The organism is Mycobacterium neglectum, assembly GCF_002591975.1.
Taxonomy (GTDB): domain Bacteria; phylum Actinomycetota; class Actinomycetes; order Mycobacteriales; family Mycobacteriaceae; genus Mycobacterium; species Mycobacterium neglectum.
In genome coordinates, this window is the sequence record NZ_NVQE01000023.1 from 52,620 (window position 1) to 65,715 (window position 13,096).

General features: G+C 64.4%; 15 protein-coding genes and 1 pseudogene. 9 read left to right on the forward strand and 7 right to left on the reverse strand.

Going from position 1 to position 13,096, the window contains the following annotated elements; genetic code table 11:
* From CSQ99_RS18460 to treS, 5 genes are all read right to left on the reverse strand, one after another.
* On the reverse strand, positions 1–348 hold the full coding sequence (locus CSQ99_RS18460; protein ID WP_176561083.1) for a hypothetical protein: 348 nt from the start codon (positions 346–348) through the stop codon (positions 1–3).
* A 90-nt stretch (positions 349–438) separates the two neighbouring features.
* A complete protein-coding gene (locus CSQ99_RS18465) occupies positions 439–819 on the reverse strand; it encodes a hypothetical protein (protein WP_099040452.1) in 381 nt (126 codons plus the stop codon).
* A gap of 19 nt (positions 820–838) precedes the next feature.
* Positions 839–1,315 (reverse strand): YkgB family protein, encoded by a 477-nt coding sequence (locus tag CSQ99_RS18470; protein ID WP_099040453.1) that lies wholly within the window; start codon positions 1,313–1,315, stop codon positions 839–841.
* 40 nt (positions 1,316–1,355) lie between these two features.
* A complete protein-coding gene (locus CSQ99_RS18475) occupies positions 1,356–2,702 on the reverse strand; it encodes a maltokinase N-terminal cap-like domain-containing protein (protein ID WP_099040454.1) in 1,347 nt (448 codons plus the stop codon).
* Positions 2,699–4,477, reverse strand: coding sequence for a maltose alpha-D-glucosyltransferase (gene treS, locus CSQ99_RS18480; RefSeq protein ID WP_099040455.1), 1,779 nt, complete (start codon positions 4,475–4,477; stop codon positions 2,699–2,701). The genes CSQ99_RS18475 and treS overlap by 4 nt, the downstream gene beginning before the upstream one ends.
* A 220-nt stretch (positions 4,478–4,697) precedes the next feature.
* On the opposite strand from treS, the gene CSQ99_RS18485 reads away from it, so the two are divergent.
* From CSQ99_RS18485 to CSQ99_RS31980, 4 genes and pseudogenes are all read left to right on the forward strand, one after another.
* Positions 4,698–5,087, forward strand: coding sequence for a hypothetical protein (locus tag CSQ99_RS18485; protein ID WP_099040503.1), 390 nt, complete (start codon positions 4,698–4,700; stop codon positions 5,085–5,087).
* 353 nt (positions 5,088–5,440) lie between these two features.
* Entirely contained in the window at positions 5,441–6,232 is a 792-nt protein-coding gene (locus CSQ99_RS18490) for a type VII secretion target (RefSeq protein ID WP_099040504.1), read from the forward strand.
* Positions 6,233–6,438: 206 nt separating this feature from the next.
* Positions 6,439–7,359, forward strand: coding sequence for a hypothetical protein (locus CSQ99_RS18495; RefSeq protein WP_141562695.1), 921 nt, complete (start codon positions 6,439–6,441; stop codon positions 7,357–7,359).
* 35 nt (positions 7,360–7,394) lie between these two features.
* Positions 7,395–7,691: pseudogene (locus CSQ99_RS31980) on the forward strand (WXG100-like domain-containing protein); the annotation flags it as partial.
* A gap of 466 nt (positions 7,692–8,157) precedes the next feature.
* On the opposite strand, the gene CSQ99_RS18505 reads toward CSQ99_RS31980, so the two are convergent.
* A complete protein-coding gene (locus CSQ99_RS18505; protein ID WP_099040458.1) occupies positions 8,158–8,358 on the reverse strand; it encodes a hypothetical protein in 201 nt (66 codons plus the stop codon).
* Positions 8,359–8,399: 41 nt separating this feature from the next.
* Here CSQ99_RS18505 and CSQ99_RS18510 point away from each other — a divergent pair, with 41 nt between their 5' ends.
* The 5 genes from CSQ99_RS18510 (at position 8,400) to CSQ99_RS18530 (ending at position 12,759) form a co-directional block, all read left to right on the forward strand.
* On the forward strand, positions 8,400–9,575 hold the full coding sequence (locus CSQ99_RS18510) for a secretion protein EccK (protein ID WP_245908984.1): 1,176 nt from the start codon (positions 8,400–8,402) through the stop codon (positions 9,573–9,575).
* A gap of 2 nt (positions 9,576–9,577) precedes the next feature.
* Positions 9,578–10,765 carry an EspA/EspE family type VII secretion system effector gene (locus CSQ99_RS18515; protein ID WP_141562696.1) on the forward strand — a complete coding sequence of 396 codons (1,188 nt, stop codon included), beginning with the start codon at positions 9,578–9,580 and terminating at the stop codon, positions 10,763–10,765.
* On the forward strand, positions 10,762–11,199 hold the full coding sequence (locus tag CSQ99_RS18520; RefSeq protein WP_099040461.1) for a hypothetical protein: 438 nt from the start codon (positions 10,762–10,764) through the stop codon (positions 11,197–11,199). The genes CSQ99_RS18515 and CSQ99_RS18520 overlap by 4 nt, the downstream gene beginning before the upstream one ends.
* A gap of 109 nt (positions 11,200–11,308) precedes the next feature.
* On the forward strand, positions 11,309–11,803 hold the full coding sequence (locus tag CSQ99_RS18525; RefSeq protein ID WP_099040462.1) for a WXG100 family type VII secretion target: 495 nt from the start codon (positions 11,309–11,311) through the stop codon (positions 11,801–11,803).
* Between the two features lie 11 nt (positions 11,804–11,814).
* On the forward strand, positions 11,815–12,759 hold the full coding sequence (locus CSQ99_RS18530) for a hypothetical protein (protein ID WP_141562697.1): 945 nt from the start codon (positions 11,815–11,817) through the stop codon (positions 12,757–12,759).
* 8 nt (positions 12,760–12,767) lie between these two features.
* Here the strand turns inward: CSQ99_RS18530 and CSQ99_RS18535 are convergent, their stop codons facing one another.
* A complete protein-coding gene (locus CSQ99_RS18535; RefSeq protein WP_099040464.1) occupies positions 12,768–13,076 on the reverse strand; it encodes a type VII secretion target in 309 nt (102 codons plus the stop codon).
* Positions 13,077–13,096: the final 20 nt, after the last annotated feature.

Here is a 13,096-nt window from a genome sequence, read left to right on the forward strand (position 1 = left end):
TTACCGCTCGACGTCGAAGAACGACTCGCCGTCCTCCGGCGTTCCATCGATCTGACCGCGGTCGGTGCCGTGGTGCGCGGAGTCGAGACGGTCGAGTTGGTCGTCGGACATCGTCACGGTCCTCCTGGGGCTGTCGTCGGCATCGCGAACGTCGATGTCATCGGGCCCGACGTCGGGCACTTCCTCGGCGAGGCGCTCGTCCAGCGTCTCGTCCTCTTTGGCGTCGATCCATTTCTCCGGCGGGTCGACCACCTCGTCACCGTCGTCGTTGCGGACCTCGTCGGAGTCGAGTGCCTCTTCGGGCGTGAGCGGGTTGTCGTCGGATACGTCGCGTGCCATGTCTGCCATGGTGCCCGACGCGGGACTCCGTTAAACAGCGGGAGGCACCGCTCACCACCCACGAGCCACCCGCACCGCTGCGCGGGAACGTCCTGGATCTCATGCTCCGGCGGTAGATCTGCTGGGCTTCAGCCCGGTCTTGTCGTCCAGATACTGCAACAGCTCATAAGCGGCGACCTCGACGTCCTTGTGCCGCCATTCGGCCGCCCGGTAGACGCACGCGATCAGGCCGGTGCGGTGCAGCCTCCTGAGGTCGCCGTAGACGAATGCATAACGCGCCTTGGTGCCGTCGGTGGCGCCCTCGGTCAGCCCGAGATGCCATTGTGCGTAGTCCTCCCATGAATGCGATTCGAGATAGGAGTTCTGGTCATCGGCGCGAGGCTGCACGTCACCCCAGTCGCTGTCGAGCACGTACTGGCGGGCGTCGATCAGTTCTCGCGCCTTCGCCACCGCGCCGTCGTTGACCGAGTACTTCGCCATGCTGGCACTCTCCTCGAAGCTAGCGACGCAGTGCCCGCACGGCGTCGGCCAAGGTCCACACGGAGATTCCCAGCAGCGCAATATCTTTCATCAGGAAGCCACCCGTCAGCGACAGCGCCGGGAATCCGCCCTGTGCATCCTCGAATACCCCGGTGGTGGTGAACATGAAACTTATCGTCGAGGCGAAGAGTGCGACGGCGAGCAGGCTTCCCGCTACGGATATCTTGGGCCACCACGGCTTGACCGCGAGCAACACGGCGGCCGCGATCTCGAAGACGCCGAGCAGCGCCGAGAACGTCGACACCGAGAAGACGTCATAAACCCAGCTCATCAGCGGGCTGTCGGACACCAGCGGCACGATGCCCTCGGCCTCATACCTCATGAATTTCAGTCCGCCGTACCAGGCGAGCACGATGACCAGGCCGTAGCGCACGATCAGGCCCGCGGCCGTATCGAAGGTGTTCTTCTGCGTGGATTCGATCTGTTGTGTCGTCATGTAGCGGTGGTGCGGTATGTCGCCGCCACCGTTACGCTCCTCAGCCGACGAGCCGCGCGATCGACTTCAACGGGATGGGCAGCCAACTGGGTCGGTGCCGGGCTTCGTAGCCCGCCTCGTACACCGCCTTGTCGAGTTCATACGCCAGGAGCAGGGGCCCGAAATCGCGCGGGTCGGTGCCGGACACCTCGGCGTATCCCTCGCAGAACGAGCCGGCGTTGCGGTCCACCCACTCGCGGGCCCGCGCGCCGAGTTGACGGTCACGATCCTCATCTCGAGAGTCGCTGGACTGGTCCATCAGCCGCTGGAATGCCGCGTACTCGTAGGAACGCAGCATTCCGGCCACGTCCCGCAGCGGCGAATCGGGCCGTCTGCGCTGGTCGAGCGGCTGTCCGGGCTCACCTTCGAAGTCGATCACCAGCCAGCCCTCCGGGGTGCGCAGCACCTGGCCGAGATGCAGGTCGCCGTGAATGCGTTGCACGACGATGGTCTCCTCGGCGAGCTTGCGGTAGCGCTCCTCGATCAGCGGGACGTACTCCTCGAGTTCCGGCACCGCCTTCGCGACCGCCGCCAATCGCTCCAGCATGGTGTCGGTCGCGAACTGGGTCGAGGCGGTCTCCAGCTGCTCGGCCAGCGTCGCGTGCACCGACGCGACCGCCTCCCCCAATCGGAAGGACTCGCCGGCGAAATCGCCACCGACCTCGTCGGCGTAGAGGTCACCTTCGGCGAACAGGTCGCGCGTACTGGCCAGCGCCATGTCCCACCCCTCGGCGGAGTTCGCGGCGAAATCGGTGACCATGCCGAGCGCGCATGGTTGTCCGTCCCACGTCGTCTCGAAGGACCCCAGCAGCCGTGCCACGTGCGGGTTTTCCGCTCGCGCCAGCACCCGGTTGAGTTCGATGTCCGGGTTGGTGCCTCCGGTGATGCGGCGAAAGATCTTGAGGACGGCTTCCTGCTCGAAGACCACGCTGGAATTGCTCTGCTCGACGCCCAACAACCGCGGAGCGATGTCGAGCGGCAGTATGGCGTCGGGTTCCTTGAGGAAACGCACTGGCGCTTCGGGCGGGCCGACCGTCGCCGACGTGTCGATCAGCGACAGCAGATACTGCCCGGCCGTCGGGTCGTAGAGCGCGTCATAGGCGGTGCGGTCGCCGTCGGTGCCGATGGTCGCAATGTCGGCGTACTCCTCGATGGGCCCGGCGTCATTCCACTGCACGATCACCTGGTAGCGCTCTGAACTGCCGTCGGTGTAGGACACGTCGAGCAGAACGAGGTCCAAGCCGTCGCGCAGTGAGACGACAACGGCGGGGTTGGTTGAGGCGAGTTCGCGGCTACGCCCGGCGTACCAGCGCTGCTGCGGAAGCCACTCGTCGAAAGGCAGATTCACAGCGCGACTCCAGGTTCCGGTTCTGGCTCCCGCAGGGCGAACCAATAGAAACCATGGCCGGGCAGGGTGAGCAGGTACGGCAGCTGACCGATACGCGGGAACTCGACGTGCCCGGTCATCTCGATCGGCGTGTAGCCGTTCCAGTGCTGCAGGTTCAGCTCGATGGGCTGCGGGAAGCGCGACAGGTTGTTGACGCACAGCACGGTGCCGCCCTGTTCCTCGTCTTCCATCTCGCGAACGTACGTCAGTACCGACGGGTTGGACCCGCCGAGCTCGCGGAAGGTTCCGATCGCGAACGCGTCGTGGCGTCGCCGCACAGCCAGCATGGTGCGTGTCCAGTTCAACAGCGACGTCGAGCTGTCTCGTTGCGCCTCGACATTCACCGACTGATAGCCGTAAATCGCGTCCTGGTTGGGCGGCAGATACAGCCGGCCGGGATTCGCGGTGGAGAAGCCCGCGTTGCGGTCCGGCGTCCACTGCATCGCGGTGCGAACGCTGTCGCGGTCGCCGAGCCAGATGATGTCGCCCATCCCGATCTCGTCGCCGTAGTACAGCACCGGCGAGCCGGGCAGTGACAGCAGCAGCGCCGTGAACAGTTCGATCTGGTTGCGGTCGTTATCCAGCAGCGGGGCCAGCCGCCTCCGGATGCCGACGTTGGCCTTCATCCTCGGGTCTTTGGCGTACTCGGAGTACATGTAGTCGCGCTCTTCGTCGGTGACCATCTCGAGCGTCAACTCGTCGTGGTTGCGCAGGAAGATGCCCCATTGCGCCATATCCGGAATCGGCGGCGTCTGGGCCATGATCTCGGAGATGGGGAACCGCGACTCACGCCGAACCGCCATGAAAATCCTTGGCATCAGCGGGAAGTGGAACGCCATGTGGCATTCGTCGCCGCCGGTTTTCGGATCGCCGAAGTACGCGACCACGTCGGCGGGCCACTGGTTGGCTTCGGCCAGCAGGACACGCCCTGGGAACTCGTCGTCGATGACCTTGCGACAGTGCCGCAGGAATGCGTGCGTCTCGGGCAGGTTCTCGCAGTTGGTGCCCTCCCGCTCGAACAGGTAGGGCACGGCGTCGAGGCGGAAGCCGTCGATGCCGAGGTCCAGCCAGAACCGCAGGACGTCGATCATGGCTTCCTGCACGGCCGGGTTGTCGTAGTTCAGGTCGGGCTGGTGTGAGAAGAACCGATGCCAGTAGAACTGCCTGCGCACCGGGTCGTACGTCCAGTTGGACTCCTCGGTGTCGACGAAGATGATGCGGGCGTCCTGGTACCGCTCACTCGAGTCGCTCCAGACGAAGAAGTCGCCGTAGGGGCCGTCGGGGTTGCGCCGCGACTCCTGAAACCACTCGTGCGAATCCGAGGTGTGGTTCATGACCAGGTCAGTGATGATGCGGATGCCGCGGCGGTGCGCTGCGTCCAGCAGCTCGACGAAGTCCTCGACGGTGCCGAACTCGGGAAGCACCTTGTAGAAATCGCGGATGTCGTAGCCGCCGTCGCGCAACGGCGAATCATAGAACGGTGGGAGCCAAAGACAGTCGACCCCAAGCCATTTCAGGTAGTCGAGGCGTTCAGTGAGTCCGCGTAGATCACCGATGCCGTCGGAGTTGGAGTCGTGGAAGGCACGCACGAGGACTTCGTAAAACACGGCGTGCTTGAACCAGGTGCGGTCTTCGGGCAGCGCACGCGCGTGCTCGAAATCTTCCGCGTTCGGGTGCTCAACCACGCCATCCTCGACGTGGCTGCCTTCAGTTGGGTCGTGCCCGGTGTGATCCATACAGTGTTCAAACCTACCCATGTCCGACGGAATTGAATCGCCCGAGATCTGACGTTGGAGACATGTTGTTTGCTGGCTTTGTAGCGGTTGAATCGGTGGTCGGTACCGGCTACGGTTTCGGCGTTCCGAACCGAGGAAGAAGCGAGTGGCTGTGGCTGATTCAGCACCGAATGACGGCGAAGCTCCAGTAATAGTCGGGATGTCCGACGCGGCGATGCACATGTACGACGTTGCGATCGACGCGCTGCCGGACCCCCAGGATCCGGAGTTCGCGAACCGCGCCGGGGTTATTTTGGTGGGCCTGCGCAAGCTGATCGGCTCGCTGACAGACGCCGCCGGGCGGGGCCGGGCGACGCCGTCGGTCATCGTCGCGCTCAGCGGTGTGCGCAGGCGCTACGACGACCTGATGGAGGTCGCGGCCAACGGACCCAGCGGGACGTTGGGTCAGCGACTGTATGTCACGCGTGGGCGCGCAAAGCTGTCCACCAAGGAGGCGGCGAACGGTGTGGGTCTGCGCAAGGACCTCATCGAGGCCGTTGAGGTGGAGGAGCCCGCGACCGAGGACGAAACCTCGCGGATCAAGGATCTGATCGCCGCCCTCGGCGGCTAGTTTGGGCCGTCCTGCGGTTCCGTTGCCTTTCTGGGTCCCCGTGTCGGGTCTACGCACGCCTGAGCGCATTTTGCGTGACCAAAGCCGACTCTCGAGGCGTGTCGGTCGTTTGCTCGCCTCTGTCGAGGCATTCCATTAGCCAGTGACGGCTGCGCTAAGTCGCGAGGCATTCGGTAACTCTGTTGCCGGTGGCGCGGCCGGTAGATCGCGAGTCCACGGGACGCATTCGCCGACGTCGGATCGGTCAAATTGGTGTGCATGGGGATATTGCAGTTCCGGTAGCATTTTCGTCGTGACGGCTGAGGGGGCTTGTCGAGAGCTCGGCTCGGGACTGATTGCTATGGGGAGTGACCGTGACTGAGGATTTGCGGGTCGATACCGCTCTTGTCCGTCAGTCCGGCGGCAAGTTGGAAACGATCGCGGGATTGATCCCGGAGCCGCCCGCTACGTTCAGCCCCACGGGCACCGATGCTCTTTCGACGGCGATCGCCGGCAGGGTGGCCGAGGTGGTCGATCCGGTGATTGCTCAGATGCCGATCACCAAAGAAGAGCTCACCCGCTTTTCCCAGAACGTCATGCGGGCCGCGGACAGCTACGACGGCACAGACCGGCAGATCGCCGAGGAGATCCTCAAGCGTCTGGGTCTGTTCGAGGATGCGGTGGGTGGTGGCGGCGGTAGCCCAGCAGGCGGCACCGGAAGCGCGGCCGGATCGCCGGGCTCCACAGCGGCAGGCTCCCCGGCGGCGGGCGGAGGCCAATCCGATCAGATGGGCCAGCTGATGCAGATGCCGATGCAGATGGCTCAGCAGGCCGCGCAGATCCCGATGCAATTGGCAAGCATGGCTGCGGCGATCCCGCAGGCGATGATGCAGGGCGTGCAGAGCGCCGTGCAGCAGGCGAGTCAGCTAGCGGAATCTGGCGAGGGCGGGGACACGCTCTTCGGCGATGACGAGCGGACGCCGGAAGAGGATCGTGAGGAGGGGCCCGAGGACAAGCCGGAGCAGCAGCCCGAAGCCGCGCCGGGCAATTCAGGTGGCGAGCGGGTGCCCGACGTTGGTCCGCAAGAATCTGCACCGGCGGCGCCGGCTGCGCCAAAGCCCGCTCCGACACGTCCGGCTGAGTCGGGGCCGGAGATCGCGCTGTGAGTTTTCAGCCGCCCGGTGGTCCACCGATTCCACCTCCGCCTGGCGGTCCACCGCCTCCTCCACCCGGGAATCCGTATCCGCCGCAAGGCTATCCGGGGCCGCAGCAGCCATGGGCCGCCAGCCCACCCCAGAAGAAGCGGGGTGGCGGCTGGAAGTGGGGACTCGGAGCGCTCGCTGTTCTCGTAGTCATCGGAGTGACTGCGGCAGTGACGATCTCGGTCACGAAGGATGGCAGCGCTGGCGCTGATGGCGATCCATCGCCAACGGGTGAAACCTTCGGATTAGCGAGCGCCGACGACAGAGGCCCTGCGAACATCATCACGGAGGATCCCAGTTGCGCGGCATGGGGGCCGATCAACGACACATTCGTGGCTATCCAGCGCAAGGGTTGGCACGAGCGCGACGCGGCTGTTCCTGCGTCTGAGTGGAACTCAACGCAGCGCGCACAGTACGAAGAGGTCCAAAAGGCTGCGGTTGCGGCTGCAGATCAAACGGTGGCGCTCGCGAAGCTCACACCACACCGCGTCATGCGCGAGCTCTACGAACAGTTCATCGCATACGCACGCGCATACAGCGAAGCGATTGCGACATACGTGCCTGATGATGACTATCTTGCCGGGGTTTTCATGGGGGCAACTGCAAGCCTCGTGTACACCTGCGCCGCAATAACCTATGGGTCCGCTCAAGCGCGCGGCCCGCTAATCCCTGCCCCCGCATCACCATCAGAAATCTCGCCCCTCAGCGATCCCGCCAATCCTCTGCGGTTCCTAGAATCGGCCGATAGTACTTGTGCCGAGTGGGACCGGCTGACTGACAAATTCGAGGCAGAGACGGCCGAGTGGCAAGCGATCGATTCTGCAATCTCCGCTACTGATTGGACTCCTCAACAACAAGCCGTGGTGGACGCTGTCATCCCTGTAATGGAAAGCCAAGCCGACGCCATCGAAAAGGTAGGACTATCCAGTTCGAACCCCGTTGTTCAGGACTTCGCAGCTCTTTCCGCGCAATATCGTCGGGCGTACTCTCTGGCGTTGCCCACTTATACCTCTGCGGATGCGTATTTATCGGGTACGTCTGGCCGTCTGACGTCGCTGATCTACCAAGCGTGCAAAGCGGCTGGGGCGTAACCATGGGCCTTGGTAAGCCGTCTGATCCCTATGGCATGACGAATCCTCCGGCATGGCCAGATGTCGACGAAGATGTGCTACGCAGCTACGGGGATGCCTTCAGTACAGTCTCGAAGACCGTAAGCACTCAACTTGGGAGTGCGCAACAGCAGCGTACGCAAATGTTCGGTGGTGTCGGCCTCTGGGCGGGTGGGGGTGCACGCGCGGCATCGGGCGCTCTTGATCGACGGATAGCTGATCTCGAGACGGTCGCGCAGAAGCTCAATGACTCCGCCGCGCTTTTCCATACCAGCGCTGCCGAAGTAGGCAAGGCCAAGCAAGAGATTGTCGACCTCGTTGAGGCAGCGAATCAGGCGATCCAGAATGTACTGAGCAACAAGAAGATCCCCGAGGACATCAAGGATTCTGCGATTCGCGAGTTTGTAGATCGGATGCGCGCCGAGTTGATCGGCATTGTTTCACTCGCAGGTTCCCGCATTTCGGGTAAACCGGCTGTGCTGCCTGAGATTCCGAAGCCGTCAGATGCCGAAGCTTTGTGGTTTGGTCCGAACGCGCCGCGGAATGCGCCCCAACAACCGATGCCGAACACTGTCGGTCCGCTGAGCAATGAGCCCCCGAACGCTCCACCCCTTACTCCGCAACTTGGTGAAGTGGCGCTGCCGGACAACTCAAGCTCGTACGATCGTGATCCGATCGAATCACCCGAAACTGTCCCTGCTTCGCCGCCGCCCGAATCAGCGCCGGAACCGCCCCCGTCAAATTTGCCTGGTCGAGACCCAGTCCAATCGCCAACTTCCCCTACGCCGCCTTCGTCTCGTCCCGCCGAGGCACCGCCAGTCCCACCAGGCAGACCCGGTCTCCCTGGAATGCCCGGCGCGCCAAGTGCTCCCAGTGCGCCGACGTCCCCGAGCCCGAGTTCGCCATCAAGCCCGCTGTCGAGCCCGTCAGCGCCATCCGCGCCGAGCGCGCCAACCGCACCCAGTACTGCGAGCGCCGCACCTTCTACCCCGGCCCAAGGGCTGACCGAGTTCCAGCGCTCCATGGCCGAGGCCGCGGCCAAGGCTGCCCAAACACCCATTCAGCCAACGCAGCCGTCCGTGCCGATGAACTCGGTTCCGATCGCGCAACCCCTCGCTCCGCCAGTTCCCCCCGACGCCCCCGCGCCCGCGACGCCGGCCCAAACCCCTTCTACCGCAGGGCCGACAGGCGATTCCGCAGCGCCCGTCGCACCCACACCCGCGCCGGGCACCGGCGCTCCAGCCGCACCTCCAGTGCAACTCGGCCCCCCAGCGACGCCACCACCCGCCGCACCCGTCGCATCTCCCGGCCCCGTCGGATCGGGCATTCCACCCGCGACCGCAGCCCCCGGCTCCGGCGCCGTAGGTGCTGCGCCCGTTCCGGTTTCGGCCGCCCGCGCCCATCGTGAGGCCGCCGCTGTAGCCGCAACAGCCGGTGCCCTACGCCGTCGCTCGACCGGCAAAGATCCCGCGATGCTCGCCCAGCGCATCGCCGCCGCCCTCAACGCCGGCATCATCGACGTCGGCTTCTACTGGCTCACCGGATTGATGAAGGACGGCACGATCGTCGTCGCCAACAACTACGGCCTCGGCTACATCCCCGAGGGTGTGAACCTGCCCGAGAACATCAGACTGGCCACCGCCGACGAGAGCATCTCCGCCACCGTCCGCGGTACCTGGGCGACGTATCCCATACTCGCGCTTCATGGTTGGGCCCAGCACCACGACACCGATCTGCGCGCGGTCATCGCCACCGAGGACCAGTTCAAGGGATTCGACCCCGGCGCAGCCAGGCTCGTTCTACACCCCGACGACATCCCTGACGACGGGACCATGGCGGGCCGCCACCGCCTACAGGTGATCGCCCCCGATGCCGCGACAAAACTGGCCGCAGTCGGTAGCACAGGTCTGTCCGAACTCTTGCCTCCGCCGCCAACTGATGCCAACCCGCCCGAGGACCGGCGTTCGAACCTGTGGTTCGAGGTCTTCCGACCACTCTTGAGCAACGTGCCCGACCGCGCGGAAGTCCAGCTCGCGAACTTCGTGACTTACGCCGACCATGCACAGGAGCTGGCTCTGTACCGCGCACACACCGCGGTCGACCCTGCTGATCAGCGTGCAGCGATCGCCGATTGGATTTACTGGCAGCACCTGAGCGTGCTGATGTCCGACGCCATCTCCAGTGAGGCCACCGTATGACCATGACCGCCATCGACGCATTCTTGACTTCGTGGTCGCACACGCGGCGCGCATTCGGAGAGGGCGCGCCCGTAGGCGGCGCGCAGTATGACAACAGCGGCAGCCTCCGCCAGGTGGTGGCCAGCCTCGAAACGGCTGCGCCCGGACCGCAGTGGTCCGGTTCCGCCGCCACCAGCTACGACGAAGCCAATGCCAAGCAGCGCCGAATGATTGGACACCTCGCGACGCTCGACCAGCGCCTAGCCTCTGAGATCGATCTGTCCGCGCAAGTTGTCGAATCCGGTCGGCGCGATCTCGAAGCCGTTCGGCAACGGGTTATCGCTGCGGCCGCCGCAGTACCCGAGATCGAAGCGGGTGAACGTATGATGATTGCGATCGCCCAGACAGGCCTGGCGCAGCTTCAAGAGATCGTCCAGCGATCCGACACCGAATCCAATGCGATCGGCGAGAGAATCCGCCGCCTCGGCGAGGAATACCAAGCGTTGGAGAACCACCGACTCGACAGCACGACCGGTTCCAACGAACTCCCGGTCTTCCACGGCGTCGACTACAAATTGGATACTCCCGAGGAGCCCCCGCCATTCGTTCCGGGTCACCCAATCGATCCCGCGAATCCGTTCATCGGCGATCAACGGTTCGGCTACTGGGAACGTGTGATCGCGCCGCCCCACACCGGGCTAACACCCCCGCCGTTGACCCGCCGGTACCACCCGTTCCCCGAAGGGACGCCGCTGAAGACAGGCGGGACGACAGGCTGGTACACGCCAGGCAAAAATTGGGTCGCTGACGCACCCTATGCGCAGTACCAGGAGCAGTACCGATTTCGGATTGCGGGCCGCGAAGCAACGGCGTACACGCGGATGGTTCACGAGGACGGGCGCTGGCAGCAGGAGCGCTGGGTTCAGAACGTCTATGAGTACCAACGGAACACCCAGACGCTCTTCGGCGGAGAGGTATCCGTGAAGGGCAAGGACGGTGACCTTGCAGGGCTGCTGTCGCCCCCGCACATCGACTACGAGTGGAAGCCCATCGGGCTGAACGAGATCGCGACGTTGACGGCACGGAACACGGCCACGACCTACTACCTTCCCGATGGCTGCGGAGGGCAGTTCACCTATCAGGGCGGCGTTCCGTTGGGTGGTATGAGCGGTCTCCCCCCTGCACCGCCGGTGATGACGAGACCACGGTGACACGAGGCAAGCTGCTCATTGCAGTGGGCATGGTAGCGGCCGTCGCCGTCGCCGTTCTTGTAGCGCTCGTCATCTCGAAACGTCCCTCAGATTGCGACACCGTGCGATCGATGATTGCCCATAACAACGCCTTCAACGAGCACGTCGAATCTGCCACCTCCAGTGGTATACAAACGACCAACGAGGAGGTCCGGGCCTGGGCGTCGCAATTGCACCATCTGGCAGAACAAGTCCGAGATCCGGCGCTTGCCGAACCCGCTGGCAATCTGGCGAACCTGGCTGACCAGGCGGTGGCATTTTCTGAGCGGTTCCTCGCAGACGAGGCCGCTGCCGACCACACTTCTCCCCCTCCGTCTTACATTCGGGATTACTCGCAGTTGGGTAAGGACTTCGACACCACCTTGGCGACGCTTGACCAGAAATGTCCCGCCTGACCTCGCCTATGCCCTATGAGCACGGGATCGGCGGGGCGAGGGCGACGACCATTTAGCCCACGTCCGAAGAACTGCAAATGTCGCGCCGCAGACGCGGGATAATGAGTTCGTGACCACTTCCATCTCAGCTGTTGCGGCGTCGCAGCCAGAACGACTGGTCACCGCAGCCGCCGAGGTAGGCACACAGGCGGCGCAGCTCGACAATCTGATCGCGACGCAGCGCGATTCGGTCAACAAGCTGCGCGAAGGTTGGTCAGGGCCGGCTGCCGACGAGGCCCTCGTCCGCGGCGAACAGAATCTCGCCAGCCAGGAAGAGCTGCGCGACAAGTTGCAGACCTTGCAAGCGGTGCTGTCCGCCGGCGGCGGTCAGCTGAGCTCGGCGCGTACTGCACTGTTGGACTTGGTCGGTCAGTTGCAGGGCCAGGGTTGGCAGGTCTCCGACGACGGTGTCACGGCTGCCCCACCGAACCTTTCCGCGGCCTTCCGCAGCTTTCCGCAGGCTTACACGCTGCTGATCCAGAAGCTACTCAAGTCGTACGACAGCATCGACAGTGCGACCGCCGGCAACTTCCCCGCATTCGACGAGTGGGGCGCCGGCGCCTAGGCTCCGACCGGATGACAAGCTCGACGAGTATCCTCAGCGTCCTGGCGGCGGCGCTGATTGCAGTGTCCGCCTGTAGCAATTCAGCTCCCGCACTTCCGCCGGACTCTCCCTCGGAGATGGTCACCGAGCTCACCAGTGATGCGGGCGACGACGTCCTCAAAAAGGTGACGACGTACGAATGGGACGACGACGGCGCGGCCGCCGCGGTCCGCTTCACCTGGATCAGTCAGGGTGGTGACGAGTCACAGACGGCGCAGGCCGCCGCGGTCCTCGCCGAATACCTCATGGCGAACTACAATGCTCTGGCGGCTCTGGATTCCGGCTTCCTCGGTCTTTCGAAAGTCTCGGCGGCACAACTCAATCCCCTTCTCATCCGCAGCTACGCCACCGCTCTGGCTCCTCACATTGGTGAACTGGTCGGAGGCCAGCAGCGCGCATTCGATTCGGTCCGCGCACGGGTCACGAACGATTCGTTGGCTTTGCGAAACCTGTTGTCGGTCTTCCTTGCCGACCCCGAGGCAGGGCGCACAGGCATCGAGGCGACACACTCGGCGGCCGAGCAGTACGAGGTCGACGCAGCGGCAGCCCCGCCGGACAGCGACGAGTCGGTTGCCGATCTCAGCGCGGCGGGTTCACTCTTGGGTGCCGCGTACGGTGCCGTCACGTTGGCGGGCAGCGATATTCCGACACCCGCGGCTGGCGAAGCGACCAGCGCGATGGCGGTGCGGGTCGCGGCGATCCTGGTTCCAGCGGACCCCAACGCGGCGAAGGTCAGCAAGTACGTGCACGACGGCAGGCTGATGTCACCGGCCGAGGTCGAGAGCAAGTTCTCGAAGAACACGCTGCGCACGTACTTTCTCGATTTGCAGGACTACATCTCCGACAAGGGGTTTGGCGACGGGATGTCCGCTTTTCACAGTGCCTTTACGGCCGGCTCGGGTGTGCCGCCGCCGTAGCGGCAGCGTCAGCCAGGGATGTCGACGTTCCCGATAGCGTCGGCAGCCGACACGTCCCCGGCGCCATATGTCTGCGCCGCGGCATCAAGAGTGTCGCCGTAGCTGCGCACGCCATGAACCGCGGCTGCGAACGCTGCGGTAATGCCCGTTTGTGCATTGCGACAAGATTCAGCGGTCAGCAGCAGGCCCACCCCCGCGGCCGCATCTCCGACCGGCTCCCCGGCCTGAATGCGGCTCAACGCGTCGGCCGCCTCACCGAAAGCCTTTGTCGCGCTCCGGATCGCATCCGGATTCAGTTCGAATATCTCGCCGCTCATGGCGCCCACTCCCGTCGCAA